Annotated in this window: 20 protein-coding genes and 1 tRNA gene; 19 read left to right on the top strand and 2 right to left on the bottom strand. The window is 62.6% G+C overall.

The window, feature by feature from the left end; all coding sequences use genetic code 11:
• Positions 1-14: 14 nt before the first annotated feature.
• Together rpmA and rplU are read right to left on the bottom strand one after the other, a co-directional pair.
• The gene (gene rpmA / locus KHO23_RS19945) at positions 15-278 is read right to left on the bottom strand and encodes a 50S ribosomal protein L27 (RefSeq protein WP_007180330.1); all 264 of its coding nucleotides are present in this window, start codon (positions 276-278) and stop codon (positions 15-17) included.
• A 25-nt stretch (positions 279-303) separates the two neighbouring features.
• Positions 304-615 (bottom strand): 50S ribosomal protein L21, encoded by a 312-nt coding sequence (rplU, locus tag KHO23_RS19940; protein ID WP_007180329.1) that lies wholly within the window; start codon positions 613-615, stop codon positions 304-306.
• A 239-nt stretch (positions 616-854) separates the two neighbouring features.
• Between rplU and KHO23_RS19935 the strand changes: the two genes are divergently transcribed.
• The 19 genes from KHO23_RS19935 (at position 855) to KHO23_RS19845 (ending at position 25,017) form a co-directional block, all read left to right on the top strand.
• Positions 855-1,847, top strand: a complete 993-nt coding sequence (locus tag KHO23_RS19935) for a polyprenyl synthetase family protein (protein WP_120289437.1) — start codon at positions 855-857, stop codon at positions 1,845-1,847.
• Between the two features lie 38 nt (positions 1,848-1,885).
• Positions 1,886-1,962 (top strand) — tRNA-Pro (locus KHO23_RS19930).
• A gap of 773 nt (positions 1,963-2,735) precedes the next feature.
• Complete coding sequence (gene tssA / locus KHO23_RS19925) at positions 2,736-3,803, top strand: type VI secretion system protein TssA (protein WP_211612978.1); 1,068 nt, start codon at positions 2,736-2,738, stop codon at positions 3,801-3,803.
• A 51-nt stretch (positions 3,804-3,854) separates the two neighbouring features.
• Entirely contained in the window at positions 3,855-4,421 is a 567-nt protein-coding gene (tssB, locus tag KHO23_RS19920) for a type VI secretion system contractile sheath small subunit (RefSeq protein WP_211612977.1), read from the top strand.
• A gap of 47 nt (positions 4,422-4,468) precedes the next feature.
• Positions 4,469-5,983: a type VI secretion system contractile sheath large subunit gene (tssC, locus tag KHO23_RS19915; protein ID WP_063497396.1), complete on the top strand. Its 1,515-nt coding sequence runs from the start codon at positions 4,469-4,471 to the stop codon at positions 5,981-5,983.
• Between the two features lie 36 nt (positions 5,984-6,019).
• On the top strand, positions 6,020-6,502 hold the full coding sequence (locus KHO23_RS19910) for an Hcp family type VI secretion system effector (RefSeq protein WP_063497397.1): 483 nt from the start codon (positions 6,020-6,022) through the stop codon (positions 6,500-6,502).
• Positions 6,503-6,579: 77 nt separating this feature from the next.
• A complete protein-coding gene (gene tssE, locus KHO23_RS19905) occupies positions 6,580-7,131 on the top strand; it encodes a type VI secretion system baseplate subunit TssE (protein ID WP_211612976.1) in 552 nt (183 codons plus the stop codon).
• Positions 7,131-9,002, top strand: a complete 1,872-nt coding sequence (gene tssF, locus KHO23_RS19900; protein ID WP_211612975.1) for a type VI secretion system baseplate subunit TssF — start codon at positions 7,131-7,133, stop codon at positions 9,000-9,002. Before tssE ends, tssF begins: the two co-directional genes overlap by 1 nt.
• A complete protein-coding gene (gene tssG / locus KHO23_RS19895; RefSeq protein WP_236066932.1) occupies positions 8,999-10,051 on the top strand; it encodes a type VI secretion system baseplate subunit TssG in 1,053 nt (350 codons plus the stop codon). Before tssF ends, tssG begins: the two co-directional genes overlap by 4 nt.
• 54 nt (positions 10,052-10,105) lie before the next feature.
• Entirely contained in the window at positions 10,106-12,334 is a 2,229-nt protein-coding gene (locus KHO23_RS19890; RefSeq protein ID WP_211612973.1) for a type VI secretion system Vgr family protein, read from the top strand.
• Between the two features lie 24 nt (positions 12,335-12,358).
• Positions 12,359-14,911 (top strand): DUF2169 family type VI secretion system accessory protein, encoded by a 2,553-nt coding sequence (locus KHO23_RS19885; RefSeq protein ID WP_211612972.1) that lies wholly within the window; start codon positions 12,359-12,361, stop codon positions 14,909-14,911.
• Positions 14,908-15,990, top strand: a complete 1,083-nt coding sequence (locus KHO23_RS19880; protein WP_211612971.1) for a pentapeptide repeat-containing protein — start codon at positions 14,908-14,910, stop codon at positions 15,988-15,990. The genes KHO23_RS19885 and KHO23_RS19880 overlap by 4 nt, the downstream gene beginning before the upstream one ends.
• 26 nt (positions 15,991-16,016) lie before the next feature.
• Positions 16,017-16,676 carry a DUF3540 domain-containing protein gene (locus KHO23_RS19875; protein WP_211612970.1) on the top strand — a complete coding sequence of 220 codons (660 nt, stop codon included), beginning with the start codon at positions 16,017-16,019 and terminating at the stop codon, positions 16,674-16,676.
• A gap of 9 nt (positions 16,677-16,685) precedes the next feature.
• The gene (locus KHO23_RS19870) at positions 16,686-17,075 is read left to right on the top strand and encodes a DUF4150 domain-containing protein (protein ID WP_211612969.1); all 390 of its coding nucleotides are present in this window, start codon (positions 16,686-16,688) and stop codon (positions 17,073-17,075) included.
• Between the two features lie 18 nt (positions 17,076-17,093).
• On the top strand, positions 17,094-17,612 hold the full coding sequence (tssJ, locus tag KHO23_RS19865) for a type VI secretion system lipoprotein TssJ (protein WP_211612968.1): 519 nt from the start codon (positions 17,094-17,096) through the stop codon (positions 17,610-17,612).
• Positions 17,612-18,979, top strand: a complete 1,368-nt coding sequence (gene tssK, locus KHO23_RS19860) for a type VI secretion system baseplate subunit TssK (protein ID WP_211612967.1) — start codon at positions 17,612-17,614, stop codon at positions 18,977-18,979. The genes tssJ and tssK overlap by 1 nt, the downstream gene beginning before the upstream one ends.
• 4 nt (positions 18,980-18,983) lie before the next feature.
• Positions 18,984-20,186, top strand: a complete 1,203-nt coding sequence (gene tssL / locus KHO23_RS19855) for a type VI secretion system protein TssL, long form (protein WP_211612966.1) — start codon at positions 18,984-18,986, stop codon at positions 20,184-20,186.
• Positions 20,183-23,767: a type VI secretion system membrane subunit TssM gene (gene tssM, locus KHO23_RS19850; protein WP_211612965.1), complete on the top strand. Its 3,585-nt coding sequence runs from the start codon at positions 20,183-20,185 to the stop codon at positions 23,765-23,767. The genes tssL and tssM overlap by 4 nt, the downstream gene beginning before the upstream one ends.
• 29 nt (positions 23,768-23,796) lie before the next feature.
• Positions 23,797-25,017: an FHA domain-containing protein gene (locus KHO23_RS19845; protein WP_211612964.1), complete on the top strand. Its 1,221-nt coding sequence runs from the start codon at positions 23,797-23,799 to the stop codon at positions 25,015-25,017.
• The last annotated feature ends 47 nt before the right edge of the window (positions 25,018-25,064 follow it).

The raw sequence follows: 25,064 nt of genomic DNA, 5'->3' as shown, positions 1-25,064 counted from the left end.
GTGCCTGATTAAACTCAGACTGCTGCCGGGACGACGTTGACCATGTGCTTCTTCGCTGCGCCCTTCGTCGAGAAATTGACGTGGCCGTCCGTCAGCGCGAACAAGGTGTGATCCTTGCCGATACCGACGTTTTCGCCCGGGTGCATACGCGTGCCGCGTTGGCGAACGATGATGCCGCCAGCGTTGATAGCCTGGCCACCGTAAACCTTGACGCCGAGGCGCTTCGATTCAGAGTCGCGGCCGTTGCGGGATGATCCGCCTGCCTTTTTGTGTGCCATTTGATTTGCTCCTTAACCGTTGCGCTTACGCGTTGATCGCGTCGATGCGCAGTTCGGTATAGTTCTGGCGGTGGCCGCCATGCTTCTGGTAGTGCTTCCGGCGACGCATCTTGAAGATGGTCACTTTTGCGTGACGACCTTGCGACACGACGGTAGCCTTGACGGAAGCCCCACTGACCAGCGGCGTACCGAACTTAATCGATTCGCCTTCGCCCACTGCGAGAACCTGGTCGAGCGTGATTTCAGCGTCAATGTCTGCCGGTATCTGTTCTACTTTAAGTTTTTCGCCGACAGCAACTTTATACTGCTTGCCACCGGTTTTTATGACCGCGTACATTGAGAACCTCACTCTGTGTTCATTTTTCCCACGCACCGCGCGCGGAAACCCGTGATTATACATAGAGTTAGCTGCTCGGTCAAAACTCATTGAGCGTCACCGCGCGCGCCGCCCGGCGCCTTGCCGTTCAGCCCCGGCACGCGGCCTTGTCGCCGCCTTCGTCGCGCCGTGCCGCAGCCCGCGGCCCGGAACTGTCGCGATTCGCCTTATAATTCGCGGCACTACCCAATTCAGCCATCATGTCGTCGACTGCCACCCCCTCCTCCAACGCCGCCAGCCTGCTCGCTCCGATCGCCGAAGACATGCAGCAGGTCAATCGCGTCATACGGCACCGTCTGGCTTCCGACGTGATGCTGATCAATCAGATCTCCGAGTACATCATCAGCGCCGGGGGCAAACGGCTGCGGCCCGCGCTGCTGCTGCTGGTGGCGGGTGCGCTGGGTGAAACCACCGGGCATCGGCACGAACTGGCCGCCGTGGTGGAATTCATCCACACGGCCACGCTGCTGCACGACGACGTGGTCGACGAATCCGATCTGCGGCGCGGCCGCCAGACCGCCAACGCGCTATTCGGCAACGCCGCGAGCGTGCTGGTCGGCGACTTCCTGTACTCGCGCTCGTTCCAGATGATGGTCGGCGTGGGCAAAATGCGGGTGATGGAAATCCTGTCGGAGGCGACCAACATCATCTCCGAGGGCGAAGTGCTGCAGTTGCTGAACATGCACGACGCCGATGTGGACGAAGCGCGCTACATGCAGGTGATCCGCTACAAAACCGCCAAGCTGTTCGAAGCAGCGGCCCAGCTCGGCGCGGTGCTGGCCGGTTCGGATGCAAAAACCGAAGCCGCGGCGGCGGAATTCGGCCGCCGCATCGGCACCGCGTTCCAGATCATGGACGACTGGCTCGACTACACGGGCACGGCTGAATCGATGGGCAAGAACGCCGGCGACGATCTGCGTGAAGGCAAGCCCACGCTCCCGCTGATTTACCTGATCGAACGCGGCACGCCCGAGCAATCGGCGCTCGCGCGGGAAGCCATCGAACAAGGCGGCACGGACCGTTTCGACACTATTTTCGAAGCGATCACGCGCTCCGGCGCGCTGGATCACACCCTCGAGTGCGCGAAGCAGGAAGCGCTTGCCGCAGCTGCAGCAATTTCTTCATTTCCCGATTCCATTTTCAAAGATAGCCTGCTAGAATTATGTTCTTACTCGACGGCAAGACAGTCTTGAACGAGACTGAAACACCGTAAGAGTCCAGCAGTACAGATCGGGGTGTAGCTTAGCCTGGTAGAGCGCTACGTTCGGGACGTAGAGGCCGGAGGTTCGAATCCTCTCACCCCGACCAGATTTGCCTTGTTAGTTCAAGGCTCGAAAAACCGCCCAGCTTGCTAGGCGGTTTTTTTGTTTTGGGTCGCATTTTTTGCACAGGCCCACCCTCAACGGGATGCCGCCTCTCGCGGGCAAGGATCGGTTGCTTGATGCAGAAGCGAGCCACGCAGCGTCGGCCCCGCCCCCCCCACCTTGCGACATTTACTCAAGTAAAGCGCCCGACATCACATGGCTTGCCCGGCCATACCTCTATCGGCTGGGGTCGTCTACAGTCCGAACCATTCCGATCGAACCGGACAGACTGCTGCGCCAATTCCCTTGTCGTCCCATATTTATCGCAGCCTCAAATAGCCATCAATACCGGACGACGAATCACGCGCTTAATATCTACGCCAAGCTAACTTTTGCCTATCCTAATAAATTCATAAAATCCGCCTTATGAAATAATAAAAATTAGCTTGCCATATTGGCAAAGCCGCAATAACATCAGCCCCAACACATTTAATCGCACACACCATTTCGGCATCCTGATTAAATTGACCTTTTGCAATCGCTACCCCTATGCTTCGCCTGCCAGCTGAGCCTGGCCGCGCCGCTCGGCGGGGAAACGTCCCCAAGCGGCCCAGCGGGTTTTAAGAAGATTCCAATCCATTCTTAAAAGAGACGCAGAAAATTGCGCTTAATTAAGAAATTATCTTAACAATTCCTAATAACCAATTTATCAATCAGATTAGTTCCAAATACGCGCCCACCTCAAATTAGTCAGGATCCAGACCCGAGCAAACAGAGATGAATACCGTACTGAGCAATCAAATCGGACCCATCAGTCTTGAACAGCCGTGTGGTGCCGATCTAGAATATGACGCAGCGTTCACCACGTTGCAGCAGGTTGCAACCGGCAGTCGCGAGCAGCAATTTGGCGAAGCCCTGATTCCAGCTGTCGCGCCGGATTGGCCGCATGTGGAGACATTGGCCGTTGCATTGCTCAGCCGCACCGTGGATTTGCGCGTCATCGCGTTATTGACGCTTGCCTGGACGAAGATGACCGGCCTTGCCGGATATGCCCGAGGCCTGTCGCTCGCCGCCTATGTCCTCGATCAATACTGGGAGCATGTCCACCCCCAACTTGAAACAGCGGGCGAATTCGATCCGTTGCCGCGGCTAAACGCAATCGCGGCGCTGACTGACCAGCAGGCACTTGGCCGCAGTGCACGCGGCGCCCCGCTGCTACTCTGGCGGTTCGGTCAACTCTCCCTGCGCGACGCCGCTGCGATTCTCGAACGGAAACAATCGGCAACCGTGTGCGGATTTCCTGCGTCGGACGTCACCCTGCAAACGGAGTTGCGGGCCACGCTCAAAGGCGCGCGCGAGGAATCCATGGTGATTCAACAACTGCTGTACGCGATCGAACGCATCCAGCGGCAGATCTCCGCACACCTCGATTCCTCCTGGGTACCCGACCCAATCGCGGTAGAGGGTCCGTTGCGTGTTGTCTATCAGGCGATCGGCGAACCATCCGACATTGCCTCGTCCTCGCGGTGTGCCGAATCGCCGCTGCCAGTGCCGGCGATCGCCACGCCCACCGAGCGCCCACATGCCGGCAACGTTCACACAGCGGCTGCCGGATCGATGTCGATACGAACGCGTGAAGATGTCATCGCCGCACTGGAAAACGCGTGCGTGTATCTGGAGCGAGCGGAACCCGGCCATCCGGTCCCCCTCCTGTTGCGACGGGCTCAGCGTCTGATGCATATGACTTTTTATGAAATCGTGCGCGAGTTGGCGCCGGCCGCGTTGCCGCAACTTGATGTTCTGACAGGCCAGCCGGAGCGGCTATCAGGTGTTGCGGTCAATTGAGCGGCGCCCACGCAGCGCAAATCACAGCCAGTGAAAACAGTGGAGCTTGAAATGGCCATTTCGAACGGATCGAAAGCAACCCCAGCAAACGCAACTGGACAGAAGTTCATTGCCCGTAATCGCGCACCTCGCGTCCAGATCGAGTATGACGTCGAGCTCTACGGCAGCGAGCGCAAAGTCGAAATCCCGTTCGTCATGGGCGTCGTCGCCGATCTGGCAGGTCAATCCACCACGCTTCTGCCGGACCTGGAAGCGCGCAAATTCATGGAAATCGATATCGATAACTTCGACGACCGGCTCAAGTCGATCCAGCCGCGCGTCGCGCTTCGCGTGCCAAACGACATCTCCGGAGAAGGCATGCTGGCAGTCGATCTGACCTTCCGGAGCATGGAGGATTTCTCGCCAGCCACAATCGCGAGGCAGGTACCGGCACTCGATCAACTGTTGCAAGCGCGCTCGCAATTGTCGAACCTGCTTTCCTATATGGATGGCAAGAGCGGCGCGGAAGAACTGATCACCCAGGCGCTCAGGAATCCGGCCCTGCTCAAGACGCTCGCCGCTCCGTCCGGTCCCGTCGAGCCGGAAGCCGCCGGCAACGAAACGGCCGACAAGCAGTAGTCGCGCCGGCACGAACGCATTCATCCAGGTACGTTCCGGGAATCCTTATGAACTACGCAGAATCCATCGAGCAGCAATCGTCCACCACGGCCTTTTCGGCAGATACTTTTTCAGCTGTACTGATGAAGCAGTTCAATCCGCGCACCGAACAAACGCAGACAGCGATCGACGGGGCCGTCAGAACGCTTGCCCTGCAGGCATTGGAAAACGCGGTGGTTATCTCGAACGACGCTTACCAGACAATCCAGGCCATCATTGCCGAGATCGATCGCAAGCTGTCCCAGCAGATCAACACCATCATTCACGACGAGGCTTTCCAGCAGCTCGAATCATCATGGCGCGGACTACACTATCTGGTGAACAACACCGAGACCGACGAACTGCTGAAGATCCGCTGCATGCCGGTCACGAAGACGGAACTGCGGCGCGTGCTCAAGCGCTACAAAGGCGTCGCGTGGGATCAAAGTCCAATCTTCAAGAAAGTCTATGAAGAAGAATACGGCCAGTTCGGCGGCGAGCCGCTAGGCTGTCTGGTGGGCGACTACTATTTCGACCATAGTCCGCCTGACGTCGAAACGCTCGGCGAAATAGCGAAGATCGCCGCTGCCGCACACTGCCCGTTTATCACCGGCGCGTCGCCGGCGGTCATGCAAATGGAGTCGTGGCAGGAACTGTCGAACCCGCGCGACCTGACCAAAATCTTCCAGAACAGTGAGTACGCCGCATGGCGCCATCTCCGCGAGTCGGACGATTCCCGCTATCTCGGGCTGACCATGCCGCGCTTTCTTGCGCGTCTGCCGTATAGCGCCCGCGCCAATCCGGTCGATGCCTTCAATTTCGAGGAAGACACGGACGGCGCCAACCACCGGCGCTACGCGTGGATCAACTCGGCCTATGCCATGGCAACGAATATCAACCGGTCGTTCAAGCACTACGGCTGGTGCACTTCGATTCGCGGCGTGGAGTCGGGCGGCGCCGTGCAGGATCTGCCCACCCACGCGTTTCCGACCGACGACGGCGGCGTCGACATGAAGTGCCCAACCGAAATTGCCATCAGTGACCGACGCGAAGCCGAACTGGCAAAGAACGGCTTCATGCCGTTCGTGCACCGGAAGAACTCCGACTTCGCCGCCTTTATCGGTGCGCAATCGCTGCAGCGGCCGGCGCAATACCACGATTCAACGGCCACCGACAACGCGAAACTCGCCGCCCGCCTGCCTTATCTGTTTGCGTGCTGCCGCTTCGCGCATTACCTCAAGTGCATCGTGCGCGACAAAGTCGGTTCGTTCAAGGAACGCGGCGAAATGGAATCGTGGCTGAACAACTGGATCATGACTTATGTCGACGGCGATCCGGTCAACTCGTCCCAGGATACCAAGGCGCGAAAACCGCTGGCGGCCGCGCACGTCGTCGTGGAAGACATTGAAGACAATCCCGGCTATTACGGCGCGAAATTCTTTTTGCGTCCGCACTATCAATTAGAGGGACTAACCGTCTCACTGAGACTGGTTTCAAAACTGCCGGCGCTGAAAGACGGCGACATGCCTGCGCACCGGCCTTAACCATCGAGTTCGATTCATTCACAAGGAGGCTGAAAAATGTCAGTGGATATGTACATGCGGGTAGACGGGGTGACGGGCGAATCCAAAGACGCCAATCACAAGGGATGGACCGACATCCAATCTTATTCATGGGGGGCAGCCCAGCCCGGCAGCATGGCAACGGGCAGTGGCGGCGGCATCGGCAAGGTCAGCTTCAACGATCTGCTGGTCGAAACCTTCATCGACAAGGCGGCGCCCGCAGTGCTCAAATTTTGCGCCAATGGCAAGCACTTGCCGAAGGTCGAGATTTCCGTGTGCAAGGCAGGCGGTTCGCAAATCGAGTATCTGCGCATCACGCTGTCCGAGGTCCTTGTGACGTCGGTCCAGCAGGGTGCGGCAAAAGGCTCCGAAGCGGTCAACGTAACCTATGCGTTCCAGGCCGCCAAGGTGAGGAAGCAATACTGGGAGCAGACCGACCAGGGCACCCGCGGAGGCGAAAGCGTGCTCGCGTGGGACATCAAGGAAAACCGGGAAGTTTAAGCAACATTTCATCCTGAGTGGGCGGCGCGGTCAAGTGGACAACGTTGCCTGCACCGACTGAAGCCGACGAGAACCCAGTGAATAAGCCACATTCCTTGCGCCTGCAACGAGACCCGGCGGCAACACCGCGCGACTCCCGATTGGAAGTCTCCCCGTGCTTGCTCGACCGCCTGAGCGGCGAACATTCGCCGATAGCGGCCGGTGCCGACAGCGGGTTCGCGTCGCCGCGCGCGCGCTTGCGCGAATCGCTTTTGCGCGACCTGAACTGGCTCCTGAACAGCACCAACCTCGAAGCCACGGACGACCTTGCCGCCTATCCGCACGTGAGGCGCTCGGTCGTCAACTTCGGTTTGGGCGCGTTGGCCGGTGCGCGAGTGTCGGCGCTGGACTGGGTCAGCCTCGAAAGCGCGATTCGCGAGGCGATTGTCCAATTCGAGCCACGCATTCTTGCAGAAAGCGTTGAAGTACGCTGCATCGCAGGGTCTTCCGCAGAGCCCCAGCGGAGTACGCTGTCGCTCGAGATCCACGGGCAACTGTGCTCGAGCCTGGCGCCGCAGACCCTCCTTCTCCGTTCCGAAATCGACCTCGAAAGCGGTCATATCGCGCTGCGCTCACAGGGGAACGGGTGATGGACCCGCGCCTGCTCGACTACTACAACCGCGAGCTCGTCTATCTACGCGAGCTTGGCGCCGAGTTCGCCAAGACTTTCCCGAAGACGGCCGGCCACCTCGGCATGCACGGCACCGAGGTGAACGATCCGTATGTGGAGCGGCTTCTCGAGGGCTTCAGCTTTCTGACCGCCCGTATTCAACTGAAGATGGACGCCGAGTTCCCACGCTTCTCACAGCGGCTGCTGGACGTCGTCTACCCGAACTACCTGGCTCCTCTCCCCTCCATGACGATCGCCGCCGTACAGCCGAACCTGCGCGAAGGCAGCTTGCATGAAGGCTATACGCTCGCGGCAGGCACACCGCTGCGCGCCCACCTGGCGCAGGGTGAGCAGACAGCGTGCGAATTTCGCACCGCGCACGCGGTCACGCTCTGGCCACTACGCGTCGCCGACGTCAAGTTGGGCGGCGAGCCCGGTGATCTGCCGCTGTCCCTTCTCAGTCCAGACGTCACGGTGCGCGGCGCGTTGCGTGTGCGGATAGAAGTCTGCGGGGCCGCGAGCCTGAAGAACCTGCCGCTCGACAAGCTGACGTTTTTCCTGAGCGGCGCCGAGAGCCAGGCGCTGCAACTGCTGGAACTGGTGCTCGCACGTAGCGTCGGCGTGGTGTGCCATTCCGTGTCGAACCCCGAACACAGCTGCTCGTTGCTCGATCACGAGGCAATCCGCCATGAGGGATTCGACGCCGCACAGGCACTTCTGCCCCACAGCACGCGCTCGTTCCATGGTCACCGGCTGCTGCATGAGTATTTCGCCTTTCCGGCGCGTTTTCTGTTTTTCAGTATCGGCAATCTGCGGCGTGCGCTGCAAACGATCGAGGGCAATGCGTTCTCGCTGACCATCCTGCTCGACCAGACGGTGCCCGACCTCGAACGTTCGGTCGATAGCCGTAGTCTTGCGCTCTTCTGCACGCCGGCTATCAATCTGTTTCCCAAACAGGCGGATCGCGTCGCGGTCTCCACGCGACACCACGAGCATCACGTGGTGGTGGACCGCACGCGCCCGCTCGACTACGAGGTCCATAGCATCGAGAAGGTCACGGGCCACTTGCAGCCTGACGGCAGGCGTTGCCGGTTTCGGCCGTTCTACGGCATGGTCGCGGATGACCCCGAGAGCCACGGCCGCTACTTCTCGGTGCGCCGCGAACCGCGCCTCGCCAGTGCCGCAAACCGGCGCAGCGGCTTGCCAAATGGCTATAGCGGCGGCGAAGTGTTCCTGTCGCTGGTCGACCAGCACGAGGCTCCGTTTTCCGACGACCTGCGCAATCTCGCCGTGGAGGCGCTCTGCACCAACCGCGATCTCGCTGCATTGATACCGCTCGAGGGCAGCAGCGATTTCAGCTTGCGCATTTCGGCGCCAGTCACGGCCATCAAGGTGCTGCGCGGACCGACACCGCCGCGCCCGGCGCTTGCCGATAACGCGCTGACCTGGCGGCTGATCAGCCACCTGAGTCTCAACTATCTGACCCTCACCGATCTGGACGGAGGCCAAGGCGCGCAAGCGCTGCGTGAGTTGCTCGAACTCTATGCCGGTGCGGCACAGGCCGATATTACGCCGCAGATCCACGGCATTCGCAGCGTGCAGATCGATGCCGTCTATAACCAGCTGCCGCAGCCGGGCCCACTCATGTTCGGCCGCGGCGTCTGCGTGTCACTGCTGCTCGACGAACTGGCGTTCGCGGGCGCCAGCACCTATCTGTTCGGCGCGGTGCTGGAACAGTTCTTCGCTCGACACGTGTCATTGAACAGCTTCAGCGAACTCGCAGTCGCGACGCTGCAGCGCGGACACATCAACCGATGGCAACCGCGGATCGGATGCCGCCCGACAGCATGAACACCTCTGCCATCCCATCGCTGCAACGCTTCTGGCAGCAGGTCGCCGCTGCGCCGCACGCCTACGACCTCTACACGCTGTTACGCTGGCTCGACGCCCGCGCCGGCATGCCTGTGCGCATGGGGCGCGCAATCCATCCGGGCGACGAACCACTGCGGATCGGTCAGGAGCCCTCGCTGGCCTTCGCCCCCGCGACCTTGGCCTCGGCTAACCCGGCACCTGAAGGACCTGAAAGCGCCCCGCCGCGCGTGTCGATTTATAGCTTCGGCCTGTTCGGTCCAAACGGTCCATTGCCGTTGCATCTGACCGAATATGCCCGCGACCGCGCGCGCAATCACGACGATCCCGCGCTAACGGCGTTCGCCGACCTGTTCCACCATCGGTTGATTCTGTTGTTCTACCGCGCGTGGGCCGACGCTCAGCCGACCGTCAGTCTTGACCGCGGGCAAGGCGCACGCTTCGACGCTTATGTCGCAAGCCTGATTCATTGCGGCCAGCCGTCGCAACTTCAGCGCGACGAGCTTGCCGCGCATGCGCGCTACTTCATGGCCGGACATCTGGTCCGACAGACGCGCAATCCGGAAGGCCTGCAGCAGATTCTGCGCATGCATCTCGGCGTGCCGGTGGAGATCGTCGAGCTTGTTCCGCACTGGATGACGATCGAACCGGAGCAGCGCCTCCGGCTGGGCGCACGACGCACCACGCGCACGCTCGGCGGCGGCGCGATGCTCGGCATGGCCGTGCGCGGTGTGCAGTCGAAGTTCGAGTTGAGGCTCGGGCCGCTCGCGCGCGAGCAGTACCTGGACCTGTTGCCCGGCACGCGCCGCGCATGGCAATTAGTGCAGTGGGTGCGCCATTACCTTGGCTTCGAATGGAGGTGGGACGCGCGGCTGGTCATGGCCGCCGGCCAGGTCGCCGGCAACACGCTGGGCCGCGGCCAGCAACTGGGCTGGGGCAGCTGGCTCGGCGCGCGCGCGAGCGTGCGCGACGCCGACGACTTCGTCTATTCGCCCGAAGCCTATCCGCCGCGGCAAACCGCCCCGTGCTAAGCGCTACCCGTTCCGCTTCTTCGCGCCGCGCGCCCATCGCTAACAAGGCCCGTCATGAACCACATCATTACCGCTCACACGCCGCTCGATCCGCAGGCGCTCAGGTTCCGTTCGCTGGACGGCCAGGAAACGTTGTCGTCGCTGTACGAATTCAATGTGGAGCTGATCAGTCAATCGGCCTCGCTCGACATGAACAGTCTGCTCGGCAAGCCACTGACGCTGGAAATCGTCACGCCCGACGGCGGTGTGCGCCATCTCGGCGGACACATCGCGCGATGCGCATTCCGCGGCCGCGAGACTGACACGCCCCGCACGTATGTCTATACGGTCACGCTGCGGCCGTGGTTGTGGTACCTGACAAGGACGGTCGACTGCCGCATCTTCCAGAATCTGTCGGTGGTGGACATTCTTCGGCAAGTGCTGGCCAGATACGGCTTCCCGGTCGACGAGCGTTTGCTCGCGAGCTACCGCGAATGGGACTACTGCGTGCAATACCAGGAGAGCGACTTTGCGTTCATCAGCAGGCTAATGGAGCAGGAAGGCATCTATTATTATTTTCGCCACGAAGCGGACCAGCAGGTCTTGGTGCTCGCCGACGACATGAGCGCTCACGACACGCTGCCTAACTACGCGACGCTGCCCTACCTGCCGCCCGACCGGTTGGCCCTGCCGGCTGAAGAAGGTGTCGACCAATGGTATCCGGAGACGGAACTCCGCTCAGGTGCCTATGCCGTCAATGACTACGACTTCAGGAAACCGCAAGCCGATCTGTCCCAGGTGCGCGTCAATCCGCTGAACGCGGAGCACGGCGGCTACGGCAAATACCAATGGCAAGGCCGCTATATCGAAGCCGAGCAGGGCGAACACTATGCGCGCGTGCGGCTCGAAGAAGAGCAGGCTTCCCACGCCCGCATTCGCGCGCACACTCGTCTGCGCGCCATCGCGCCAGGCTATCTGTTCACGTTGAACAACTGCCCGCGAGAGGCGGAGAACCGTTCTTATCTGATCGTCGGCGTCGGCTATCGTTTGCAGGAAGGCGGCTATGCCACGGGCAGCAGCGAAGCTCGCTATGACTTCGATTTCATTGCGCAGCCAGCGGCGCTGCCTTATCGCGCGCCAAGCGCCACGCCGGTGCCGAAAGCAAGCGGTCCGCAAACCGCTGTTGTGGTGGGGCCGGCCGGCCAGGAGATATGGACCGACCGGTATGGTCGAGTGAAACTGCAATTCCGTTGGGACCGCTACGGAACGCGCGACGAAAACAGCTCCTGCTGGGTACGCGTATCCGAGGCCTGGGCGGGCGCCAACTTCGGCAGCATCCATGTCCCACGGATAGGCCAGGAAGTAGTGGTCGATTTCATCAACGGCGAACTTGACCGCCCGCTCATCACCGGACGCATCTACAACGCCGACCAGATGCCGCCGTTCGGTTTGCCGGAAGCCGCCACGCAAAGCGGCCTCGTGACGCGCACACCGGGCGGCACCGGCGCCAACGCCAACATGTTGCGTTTCGAGGACAGGCAAGGCGCCGAACAGGTGAGCCTGCACGCCGAGCGCGACTACGAGGTTTCGGTCGAAAACGACGCGACGCATGACATCGGCCGCAATGAGGCGATCACGATCGCCAACGACGCAAAGCGCAGCGTCGGACGCAACTACGACACGTCGGTCGCAAACAACGAGACGCGCAACGTCGGCAACGACTATCAGGCGAGGATTGCCAACGACGAAAGGCGCAGTGTCGGCAGGAACTACAGCATGAAGGTCGCCAACGACGTGACCCAGAGCGTCGGCGGCAATTCGGATGCTTCAGTTGCCAACAATACGAGCACCACCGTCGGCGGCAATACGAGCAGCACGGTCAGCGGCAATACGAGCACCACTGTCAGCGGCAATACCAGCACCACCGTCAGCGGCAATACCAGCACCACCGTCAGCGGCAATACCAGCACCACGGTCGGCGGCAATACGCACAGCACGGTCGGCGGCAGTTCGGTCAACGTGGTCAACGGCAATTCCACCTCCGCGGTCCTTGGAACAAGCGAATTGTTGGTTTTGAACCAGGTCAACGTGGTTGGCACAGCGTTCGGCATCACGGGATCGGTGATGAACGCGACCGGTTCGAATGTCGCCGCGACCGGCTCGAACGTGACCGCCACGGGCAGCACTGTCAACGCGATCGGTTCTTCGGTCAACACGACCGGTTCCTCGGTCACCAGCACCGGCTCGAGCGTCGCGGCGACGGGCGTGTCGTACACCACAGTCGGCCTGTCGGTCACGTTCTGAGGGCGGCGACGCGCGCGAATCCAATTGAAAATCATCAAACCCACGCCACTCGGCATTCTGACCCGCGCTTACCGGTCGGATGGCCGCGAATATCTCGGCATCGCCATTCCGATGATGGCGACGCTCGGCGAAACACCGCGACTGGTGGGCGAAACGGAACTATGGGACACGGTCGGTGACGCGCTGTCAGGCTACACGCTGGATGCGGCATTGCCGAAGCCGCATGCCGAATTCCTCGTCTCCGGGCATGCCTACGGCAAGTACTGCGGACGCTCCCATGTGTGCCACGTCGGCATCCGCTTCGCGGGCATCGACAAGCAGTTGCGGGTCTCAGGCGACCGCTACTGGACCGGCGGCATGAGCCGGGCGGGAGACGAGGCCACGGCCGCTGAACCGTTCGAGTCCCTGCCGATCGACTGGCCGCTCGCCTACGGTGGCGCAGGCTATGCGGACAATCCGCGCGGACGGGGATTCGCGACCGCATCTGGCGATCGCGCGACGCCGCGGCTACTGCCCAATATCGAATATGCGGCAGATCTGATCCACCGGCGCGAACAGCGCATCGAGCCAGCCAGCTTTACACCGATCGCGCCGGACTGGCCGCCACGCAGCGCGCTCCTTGGCCAATTCGACCAGCCATGGCGCGAAGCGGATTGCCCCGGCTTCCCCCGCACGATAGACCATCGCTATTTCAACGTCGCGCCGCTGGATCAGCAGTTATCGGCGTATACGGCCCTGCCCGACGGCGCCGCCTATGAAATCACGCACATGCACCCCGAGCGCGCCGTAATCGCCGGCAGGTTGCCAGCGTTGCGCGCCCGCTGCTTCGTGCAACGTCAACGCGAAGACGCACTCGCCGAGGTCCCGATGCGTCTGACCACGGCATGGTTCATCCCTCATCGGGAGCGAGTCGTGATGATTTTCCATGGCGCGGCCGAAGTCGAAGAATTCGATGCGCAAGACATCGCCTGTTTGATGATCGGAGCGGAACTGAACGAGCAGCCGCTGTCCGCCATGGATTACCGGCGCGTTTTCGACCTGCGCATGGATAGCAAACGCGGCGCGTTACACGCGTTGCGCGATCGAGACCTCGTGCCCGTGTCGATGCTCGTGCACGCCGGCGGGGAAGATGAAACCACCCACGCGCCATCGCAGAGCGCCGTGCAGCGCAATCTTCTGCGCCGCGCCCAACTGCGAGCCGAACAGGCCGCGGCGTCGGCGCACGGCCCGGCCGCCCAACTCGCGCTCGATGCTATCGCCACAGCGGCCGAGCCGAAGCGCCCACCCCGGCTCGACGAATTGGCGGAGTTCGTTCAGCAGCAGGAACAGCAGGCGGAAGAACAGCGCGCCACCCTCGAAACAATGCGCCAGCAGATCGAAGCAAAGCATGCCGCGTCGCTCTCAATGGCACCGGCTCGACGCGGACCGCCGCCGTCCTCTATCACGAGCGCATGCCTCGCACGTACCGAGCAGCCGGCGCTGCTCGAAATGGCGCGCGCCGCCGACCACAAACTGCGCGAGGCGTACCTGCACGCCGCTCACTATCAGGACGCTGCGCCGCGACTCGATCCGGCGGCAGCGGATACCGCACGCCGGCGCGTCGCGGCCATGTATGCCAATGGCGAATCGCTGGCCGGCCTCGACCTGACCGGCGCGGATCTGAGCGGGATGAATCTGCGCGGCGCGCAACTGTCGGGCGTGCTGCTGGAAAGCGCAAACCTGACCGGCGCCGATTTCAGCGAAGCCACGCTGACGAGCGCCGTGCTGGTACGCGCGACGCTGCTTCGTGCACGCTTCGCGCGCGCGCAGTTGACTCAGGCCAATCTGTCGCTCGCACAGTGTGAGGACACCGACTTCAGCGAAGCCACACTCGATCGCAGTCTGTTCGAGCACACGCATTTTCTGCGCTGCCGCTTGCCGCGAGCGTCGATACACCGCGCTCAATTCAGACATTGCCGCTTCGACGCGGTCGATTTCAACGAAGCTAAGCTGGCCGATCTGGTGTTCATGGAGCAGACTTTCCACGACGTCAGTTTCAACCAGGCGCATATCCGCAAACTGGCCTTCATACAGTGCCGTCTCGAACGAGCCAGCTTTACGGAGGCTGACATCGTCGGGCTGGGATTCGTCGAAACCGACGCCAAGGGTGTCCATTTCGATCGCGCCAGTTTGCGCAAAGCCTGCTTCGTGAAAGACAGCGTGCTAACCGATGCGGACTTTACGCAAGCGCGGCTTACGGAAGTCAATTTGCGTCAGGTGAGCGCACAGCGCGCCAATTTCAGCGGTGCCCGAATCAGCCAGTGCGATTTTTCCGATGCGTGTCTGGAAGCCGCCAATCTGCAAGGTGTGAAGCTCGATAACGGCTACATGGTGCGCACCGATTTAAGCGCCGCCAATCTGGCGCGCGCCGACCTGATCGGCGGCTATTTGAGGCGTGCGAATCTTCGCGGCACAAACTTGCGCGAAGCCAACCTGTTCCGCGCCAATCTCGCGGAAACGTCGATGGATCGCGGCACCCAGCTTGACGGTGCGTATCTCGAGCAAACCGTCCTTTGTCCGTTGTCGAGGTCGGCATGAGTCTCACGCGCGAACAACTTCAGCAAATGATCCACCATGGCGAAATCATCGAGAAGCAGTCGCTCGGGCCGCTCGCGCTGGAGCAATGCGATCTTTCAGGCGCAATCTTTGCAAACGTCACCTTCAACGGCACACGGCTCGCGCAGGCAACGCTTGGCGAATGCGTGTTCGACGCGTGCACGTTCATCGACGTCGATCTGGCGGGTGCGGACCTGTCGAAAAGCGCCTTCCTGACGTGCGAACTGCATCATGCAAGCTTCCTCGACAGCACGCTCGACGATTGCCGAATGCTCCAGACGCGCGCCGGCGGTACGCGCTTTTCAGCCATACGGGCGGCACGGCTCGCTTTTCTGAAATGCGATCTGAGCGGCTGCCGGTTCGATGCCGCGGATATCGAGTTCGGTGTCTTCGACGAGACGCCCATGCCCGGCGCCGATTTCTCGGCGGCGGGCATCCGCAAAAGCCTTTTCTATCGACTGGATTTGCGCGAGGTGAGTTTCGCGCGGACACAGTTTGACAGCACGGTATTCACCGAATCGAATCTGGCGCGGCAAGCGCTTCGCGGGCACACACTGAACCGTTGCCAGTTCATCGACACCGATCTGCGCCACGTCGACTTCACGTCTGCGAAGCTGGCGCAATGCAACTTCCAGGGCGCCACGCTCGAAGCCGCTGTGCTGGACGATGTCGACGCGCCGCTCGCCAACTTTTTCGGCGCGAATGTCAGCGGCGCGCAGTGCCGTGGCGGCCGCTTTCCTGACAGCATCTGGGTCGAAGCGCGGGTCCGGGAGACGGATTTCACCGCGGCGAATCTATCCGGCGCCATGTTCCAGCGCGCCGACGCTCGCCAATCACGTTTCATTCGAGCGCGCCTCGAAGGCGCCGATCTGTCGTATGCCGAACTCGCCGGCGCGGACTTCCACGAGGCGCGGTTCGAGCGAACCCGGATTTGCCATGCCGACGCCGACGCCCGCCGCGGCGCCGGTGACGCAGCCTGGCAAGGGCGCGCCGGCGTGATCGGCAACGACACGGCATTACGCGCGGCTGAAGCCTGGTCCGCACAACGGGATACCCACTGACTGCACACATGAACCACGGAGTCGCCATGAATTCGACCGTAGCCGAATTGAGAAGACCCTCACCCACAGCGGCCGGCGAAACCCTCGGCACCGTGCTTGCGATCCTCGAGGAGGACAGCTTGCTGGTGGAGTACGGCGGCGCCAGGCGGCCATGCCGCCGCGCCTTCAGTTGCCTGGTCGCGCCGGAGCCGGGCGATCGTGTGCTGGTCAGCCATGCCGATCCCGAACACGCGTACGTGCTGGCGATCTTCGAACGGTCTGCCACAGGCGGCGCACGCATTCGCATCGACGGCGACCTGCTGCTGGAATCGACCTGCAGCGTCCGGCTTCGGGCCGCGCAGCACATTCATCTGCATGGCGAACGCGAACTGCAATTGCACGGCAGCCGGCTCGAACTGGCGGCCAACGAAGCGGAACTCACCGCCGACACAGCGTCGTTCCACGGCGGCGAACTGCAAGGACGATTCGGCGCGCTGCGCCTGATCGGCAAGACCCTCGAATCCGTATTCGACCGCGTCGTGCAGATCAGCAAGACGAGCTTTCGCACGATCGAGGCCGTCGACCATCTGCGCGCGGCGCATATCGACTACGCCGCCGACGAGAGCGTCCGGCTGCATGGCAAGCATGCACTGCTGACTGCCGAACGTCTGTCGAAGATCGACGCCCAGCAAATTCATCTCGGCTAGGAGAACCTCATGGTCATGGTCAACTCGAGCGCCAACGGCGCCAACGGCGCCATCAGCGTCAACCTGACACCCCCACTCGGCGTGCCGGTTGCGTACGGCAACACGGCGCAACGTCCGCAGGCGATTCCCAACGTCAGCAACATCCTGATCGCCGCAGCCCCCGCCCACAATCTGGCGACCGTCATTCCCGTCACCAGTGGCGACGCGCCCGGCTCGATGGGGGGTGTCATGTCAGGCACCGTCTGCTCGACGTCACGCAACATCAACGGCGCCAACACCGTGCTGCTGCACGGCATGCCGACCACCCGCATGACCGACCCGACCCAGCAGAACTCGACGAATGCGCAGGGCACGGGCACCTCGCCGAGCCAGACGCATATTCTGAATCTGGCCGGGTGATACACGGATGAGCCACGCATGATCCATACACGACGGCGCGTGTTGCTTGCGCTGACTCCGGCGATCCTGGCGGCTGGCTGCGTAGCGACGCCAAAGACAGCGGAAACTTCTTGCGATGTTTATCTCCACGCCAGTTCGCGAGTCAATCCGGACAGCCGCGGACTGCCTTCGCCGATTCTCGTCGGCATCTACAGCCTGAAGTCGACGGCCGCATTCGAAGCGAGCAGCTTCTCCTCCTTGCAGGACCACGCGAGGACGGCCTTGGGCGACGACCTCGTGTCGCTTGAGCAGTTGATCCTGTTACCTGGTGAGCGCAAGTTGATCTCGAAGCCGGACGATCCGGCCGTCCGGCAATTCGGCGTGGTCGCCGGCTATCGGGAATTGAACAAATACGTCTGGAAGGCCACTTTCGCGCCGCCAGCCGACGCGGACCGCGGTTTCTTTTCGTTCTGGCCGTTCGCGTCATCGCGGGTCGCCATGCGAGTGGAACTGGGCGAAGGCGGCCTGGTGGTCAGAACCATGAATCGGACACATTGATGAAGCACTCATATTTGCCGCAGAAAGACTCGGGCGCATCCCGCAGCAAAGTCGTCTGGTCGGAAGGCATGTACCTGCGACCGCAGCATTTCCAGCAGTTCGAGCGTTACATCGAAGACTATGTCCAACAGCGCAGCCTCGGATTGCAGGGGGCATTCTGGGGGTTTCTGAGTCTCGATATCGATCCCGGTGCGCTCACGTTGGGCAAGGTCGCGTTGTCGACGGCGCAAGGCGTATTCCCAGACGGTACGCCCTTCCTTCTGAGCGGTCCCGACAACCTGCCCGCGCCACTCGACATCCCCGCTCACGCAAAAGACGAGCTCGTCGTGCTCGCGTTGCCAATCCGTCGTGCGGACGGCGAAGACACGATCTTCGAAGAACAGGTCGAATCGCTCGCCCGGTACAGCGCACACACGCGCGAAATCGCCGACAGCAATGCGGTCGCGCTGGGACCCGCAACCGTGCAGATCGCCCGGGCGCGCCTGAAGCTGGTACTCGCGTCCGAACTGCGCAGCGAATGGCAGGCGCTCGGCCTGCTGCGGGTGGTGGAGCGGCGCAGCGATAACCATCTGGTGCTCGACAAGCAATACATCCCGCCGATGCTGATAGCCGGACAGCATTCGGTGCTCGGCCATTACCTCAGCGAACTGCATGGCCTGCTTGAACAGCGCGGCGACGCGCTGGCACAGCGTCTGTCACGCCCAGGGCGCGGCGGCGTCGCCGAGGTCAGCGACTTTCTGCTGCTGGCGCTGATCAACCGCGCTCAAGCCGATACTTCGCATGCCCAGGCGTTCGGCCACGTGCATCCCGAGCAGCTCTTTCGTCAATGGCTGCGGCTCGCGTTCGATCTCTGCACTTACACGAGCAGCGAGCGCCGGCCGACGGTCCGTCCTGACTACCGGCACGACGATCTGCAAGGCAGTTTCGCACCGTTGATGGTTGAATTGCGGCGGGCGTTGTCGACGGTACTCGAACAGAACGCCGTTGCGATCGAATTGGAGGAGCGCGCGCATCGCGTGTGGGTTGCACGGATTCCGAGCTCCGAACTGATTCGCAGCGCCGGCTTCGTGCTGTCGGTACACGCCGATCTCCCCGCCGAGACCATGCGCACGCGCTATCCCGCGCAGGTCAAGATCGGGCCCGCCGAGCGGCTGGCCGATCTGGTCAATCTGCATCTTCCCGGCATTGCGCTGCGCCTGCTCCCGGTCGCGCCGCGACAGATTCCGTATCACGCCGGCCGCCATTACTTCGAACTGGATACGAGCGGCGAACTCTGGAAGCAACTGGAGAAATCCAGCGGCCTCGCTTTGCACGTCGCCGGCGATCTGCCGGGCCTGACGATGGAGTTTTGGGCCATTCGCGGCTGAGCCTATGCGGACAAACCAACAAACCTCTAGCGCCGGCAACCCGCTCGTCGCCGCAGCAAATCCGCTGCTCGCTACGCTTACGCAGATCCGCACCAGCACGACGTTGACGCCGGAGCGGCTGCGCGAATATCTGGTCGATGAAATCAGGTGTTTCCAGGCGCGCGCGCAGCAGGCGGCCGTCGCCATCGAAACCATCGTCGGTGCGCGCTATTGCCTGTGCACGGCCCTCGACGAAGCCGCAGCACTCGCGCCGTGGAGCGGCGGCAGCGCATGGTCGACGCACAGCCTGCTGGTCGCGTTTCATAACGAAACCTGGGGCGGTGAGAAGTTCTTCCAGCTGCTCGCGCGCTTGTCGGGCAGTCCTCGCGAACATCGCGACATCATCGAGCTTCAGTACCTCTGCCTCATGCTGGGTTTCCAGGGACGCTATCGCGTGGTTCAGAACGGCGCTGCGCAGCTTGAAACGCTCACGCGCCGGCTGCATAAACTGCTTCACGAAACGGGCGGCGGTTATGCACAACCCCTGTCGCCAGATTGGCGTGCCGCCGACCGCACGCAGGGGTTCAGCGCGCGCCGCTGGTTGCCGCCGTGGACGTGGTTGCTGTTCGCCGGCCTGATCGGCTGCGCGAGTTTCATCGGCTTCCTGCTGGCATCCAACGCACAAGCCGATCGAACCTACGCGGCGATCAACGCGATTCATCTTCCGGAAAGCGAGTTTCGCGCGGCCGCCGCGCCGCCCGTCAACCTTACCCGCCTGCTCGACGCAGACATACGCAGCGGCTCGCTTGTCGTGCGCGAAGATGCGGATCGCAGTGTGATCGCGCTGCGCGGCGACGGCCTGTTCGATTCCGGCTCGGCCACCGCCAATGACGCTTACCTGCCCGTGCTCGCGCGTGTCGCCGGGGTCCTGAGCCGGCTTCGCTCAGATGTGGTGATTACCGGCTATACGGATAACCAGCCGATCCGCGACCGGCGATTCGCATCGAACCTCGCGCTCTCGCAAGCCCGCGCCGCCGCGGTCAGGCAATCGCTCCTCGCAGCGGGCTTCGACAAAACCCGTGCGCTCACCGTAGCGGGGCGCGGCGACGAACAGCCGGTCGACACCAACCGCACGGCCGCAGGCCGCGCCCACAATCGGCGAGTGGAAATCGTGCTGTTTCACGGCGCTGCAAGCAGACAGGACTTTTCGCAAGCGACCAACCGATGAATTCTTTAAAGCGTTTGTGGGGACTTCTGTGGTCCAGGGCGTTATGGCTGTTGGTGGGCGTGATCGTCATCGCCGCACTGATCTGGATGATCGGGCCATTGCTATCGATCGGAGAACTGCGGCCGCTGGAAAGCGACATCTCACGCCTCGTGCTGATCGCGTTCCTGTTATTCGTCTGGTGGGCAAGGTTTGCCTGGCGTTGGCGACAACACGCGGACAGTGAGGATCTGCGCAAGCTTTTGCGCCGACGCAAGGCTAGCCAGCCCGACCACCCTGCCTCCGACGACCGCACCGAACCGCTTGCTGAACTGCGTGCCCGCTTTCGCGAGGCGCTGCACCTGTTGCGTCACGCGGGCGCCCCCACAGGCCGCTTTGCCGCGTGGCTGGACAGACTCACTGGTCAGTATGTCTACCGGCTGCCGTGGTATCTCGTAGTTGGCAGCGCCGGTTCGGGCAAAACCACGGCGCTCGCCAATAGCGGACTTGAACTGTCGATCGCAGAACAAGCCGCGCGCGCCGCCAGCGGCCGCATTGAACCGACGCCCCACTGCGAGTGGTGGTTCAGCAACCATGCCGTGCTCGTCGATACGCCCGGTCACTATCTGGAAGCGGCCGACGCCGACGCACGGCGCGGCGCCGAATGGGGCGAGCTGCTGGGGCTGTTGCGCAAATACCGGCCGCGCCAGCCCGTCAACGGCGCGTTGTTGATGGTCGGCGTCGACGAACTGCTGGCGATGAGCGAGTCCGATCGGGCAGCCTACGCGACGCGGCTGCGCAAGCCGTTGCAATTGATGCAGGCCAAGTTCGACGTCCGCGTGCCGGTCTATCTATGCTTCACCCGGATGGACCGCATCAGCGGCTTTACCGAGTACTTTTCCGGCCTTAACCGCGACGGTCGCGCGCAGGTATGGGGCACGACCTTTGCGGCGGGTGACCCGGCATCGAGCGACGCCGCCGGTTTTGCCCCCGGCGGCGCGTTCGACCGTTTGGCGCAGCGGCTGAACGCCGCCTTGCACGATGTGCTGATCGCGGATCCCGATCCCGACAGCCGTGCACTCGCCTATCTGTTTCCGCAGCAGTTCGCGAGCCTCAAGGAAACGTTGGACGACTTCCTCGTGGCGCTATTTCGGCCGTCGCGCCTGGAAACCAACCTGGTGGCGCGCGGCATCTACTTCACCAGCGCGCTGCAGAGCGGCCCGGCAATCGACGGTGTGCTAACGCCGATCCGACAGCAATTGCAGATGGCGGCTGCGCCGCCGGCACGCGTCGCGCCGAAACACAGCCAAAGCTACTTTCTGAAACAACTGCTGCAAGACGCCGTATTCGCCGACGCAGGATTTGCCGGCGTGAGCCGCGCGTTGCGACGCCGCCGCCTGATGGCACACGCCGCAGTGGCTACCTTGACCGGCGGCGTTCTGCTGGCGCTCCTCACCGGCTGGACGATCAGCTATCTGAACAACCGCGCCTATCTCGACGAAGTGAATGCGCATGTGGCCGCCTTCAATCTGTACGCCAACCGGCCCGTCGTATCCCATCCGGACGCCGTGGCCCCGCTTTCGCCGATGCTCGATGCGTTGCACAGCCTGCCGCACAGCGAGCAATTCGATGTCGACGCGCCACCGCTGTGGCGGTATGGGCTGGGCTTGTATCAAGGCAAACGAATCAGCGATGCAGGCGAGGCCGTCTATCATCGTGCGCTCGACGAAAAACTGTTGCCGCAGGCGGCTGCCCGCATCGAATCGATACTCGCCGATGCACCGGTCACCGACCTCGAGTATTCGTACGATGCGTTGAAAGCCTATCTGATGCTCCACGACGCGACGCGATACGACGCCGGCTTCCTCGCGGCATGGCTAATCCTCGATACCGAGCAGGCGTTGCCGTCGAATACGACGCAGGACGAGCGCGCACGACTCGAAGCGCACATCGCCAATCTGTTCGAGTCGCGCAGGGTCGCTTCGCCGTTCGCGCGCAATGCGCCGCTGGTGGAAAGCGTGCGCGAACGTCTCGGACACGCTTCGCCCGCGCTGCGTGCTTACCACCAGCTCCGCCGCGAACTATTGGCGACGATGCAAGGCGCGCCGGTCAGCGTCGCGAGCGCCGGCGGTCCCCAGGCCGCGCTCGTCTTCAGACGTCGAAGCGGCAGGCCGCTCACCGACGGCGTCAGCAGCCTGTACACCTACCATGGCTACTGGAACACTTTTGAAAAACGCGTGGACGGCGCCGCCGCGAAACTCAAGGACGAAGATCCATGGGTGCTAGGCATCCCTGCAAACGCCACGAGCGACAGCGCACGCCTCGCCCGGGAAATCAGACGCGCCTATTTCAATGACTACATCGATGTCTGGGACAGCTACCTCAACGATCTGGCCTTGATGGACAGCACGTCCATTGCACAGAGCATGCAGATCGCACGCACACTGTCGGCGCCCGATTCGCCGCTCAGACAATTTCTGCTGGTCGCGGCGAATGAGACGAATCTACTGCGCGCGGGCGCGGTGCAGGAGCCGACTGCAAACAGATTGCAAAAGCGCATCGGCGAAGCAAGGCAATCGCTCACTGCGTTGTTCGGCAGCGGTGCACGCGGCGCGCCGCCGCCCTCCGGCGACGACAAACCCGAAGCCATCGTCGACGAACATTTCGAACCGCTGAGACGTCTGGCGGCCTCGACCGCAGGCGGGCCGCTCGACAGCAACCTGCGGGTGATCGACGAGTTCTACAGCTATCTGAGCTCCGCGAGCGCTGCGTTAAGCAGCGGCAACACGCCTCCGCAAACGGATGTATTCAACAGACTCCAGGCGGACGCGGGGCGCCTGCCCATGCCCCTGCGCAAGATGTTCAGCGATCTGTCGCAAACCGGTTCAGCGCAGGTCAGCGGCGCCGCACGGGCCAACATCGCACAGGACGCGCAAGGCGGCATCGGCCGCCAATGCCGGCACATGATCGCCGGGCGCTACCCATTCGAGCGCGGCTCGCCTCGCGACGTCGCGCTCGACGATTTTGCGAGGCTGTTCGCCGCCGGCGGATTGATGGACAGCTTCTTTCAGAAGAACCTGGCCTCGCAAATCGACGTCAGCCGTAGCCGCTGGACCTTCAGGGGTGACGCGGCCGGCGGCGCGCCGGGCGATGCGCGCCTTGCCGGCTCGTTTCAGAACGCCGATACGATCCGCACCGTGTTCTTCCCCGGCAACGCGATGGCGCCGTCGCTGCAAATCGAATTGACGCCGCTCGAAATGGATCCCGGCATCACGCAGTACGTGCTGGACGTCGATGGCCAGACAATCCGCTATGCACACGGCCCGCAGATCCCGGCGACCGTGAAGTGGCCCAACGCGGGCGGCGCCAATCTGGTCAGCTTGCTGGTCAATACGCAAAGCGGCAGCAACAGCCTGCAAACCCACGGCCCGTGGGCTTTGCACCGCCTGTTTGACAAGGCGCGCATCACGCCGGGCGCGGCGCCCGAGAGCTTTGTCGCGAGTTTCGACGTCAACGGAAAAACGCTGGCGCTGCGCGTCACCGCCAGCAACAGCTATAACCCATTCCAGCTGGCGCAAATGAACGCATTTTCGTGTCCGTCATGAGCGCCGCTTGCCATCAGGAGCCTCTCTTCGTGCCCTCCTTCAGCCTCAAATTGACCCTCATTGCCTGTCACGGCAAAGCGCTCGCAAGTGGCGCGAGCGCAGTCTTCGACGCATCCGGCGGGACGATCGGCCGCGACGCCGGCAACACCTTGGTCCTGCCCGACGACGACGGCGTGGTGGCGCCACGCCACGCGGCCGTACAGGCGCTCGCGGGCGGTTGGCAACTGCTGAACACGAGCGAACATGCCGCAATTGCGCTTAACGGCAAGATGCTCGCGCCGGGCGCGCAGGCCAGCCTGAACGCCGGCGATATCCTCAATATCGGTGCGTGCATCCTGCAGACCGAGGCGAGTGCTTTGACGCCAGGCTGGAGTCCACCGGCCGACGCGGCTTGCCCGATTGGGTCATCGTTTGGATCATCTCCAGCCGCCGCTGGTCCCGATCTTCTGCAGAAGTCGCTGCACACGAAGTCGCTGCCCGCCGGCCATTCCGCCGATCCGCTGAGCGGCGCAGCCCTATTGGCCGGCCATCCCGCCGATCCGCTGAGCGGTGCAGCCCTATCCACCAGCCTCCACGACCTTCTCGATACGCCGCTCGACCCACTTGCGCTATTCGGCATGCCTGGCCCAACAACGGCCGACTCGGGCTGGAACGACGCGGGCTGGAACAAATCGGCCAACGGGGGGTTATTCGCCGACCTGGTGGAGGCGCCTCCCAGCAACGGCTTCACGGCGCTGCAACCCGATCGCTCGCCGGGCAATGCAATCCGCGACAACGTGCCGGAGTTCGGCGGCCACCTGCGTTTGAAGATTGCGTCGCCACCGGATAGTGCGCAGACGCCGGAGCCGACCGAGCTGGAGGCCGCGGCTTCGCCTCCCGCGGAATCACCCTCGCTGCCTGCATCCCCAAACCAGCCCGCCGCGTATCGGGACGCCTTTGGCGAAACGCACGAAGCACCCGCCCGCGTCATGCGAACAGCCGTACCGGACTACAGCGGAAGATTTCATACAGAAAACACCCTCCGCAACGACGGACCGGTCAAGTTGCGGGAGCCCTTCGCGCTGCCTGTCCATTCCGCCCCGCCCTCGACGCCGGCAGAAGAATCATCGATAGAGCCCGCCGCGCTCATCAAGGCCTTTCTCGAAGGCGCCGGCGCGACGCCCGACGCGATAGCCGACACAGAATTGTCGCCTGAATTGATGCACACGCTCGGCACGCTGGTCCGCGTTCTCAAACGGCAAGTCACGTGATTCGAGGCTTTTCAATCCCGGGACTGCCTGCGCGGCGGCTCGCCCAG

The sequence above is a fragment of the Paraburkholderia haematera genome, from assembly GCF_905220975.1.
GTDB classification, from domain to species: domain Bacteria; phylum Pseudomonadota; class Gammaproteobacteria; order Burkholderiales; family Burkholderiaceae; genus Paraburkholderia; species Paraburkholderia haematera.
This window is presented reverse-complemented; position numbering and strand designations above follow the sequence as displayed.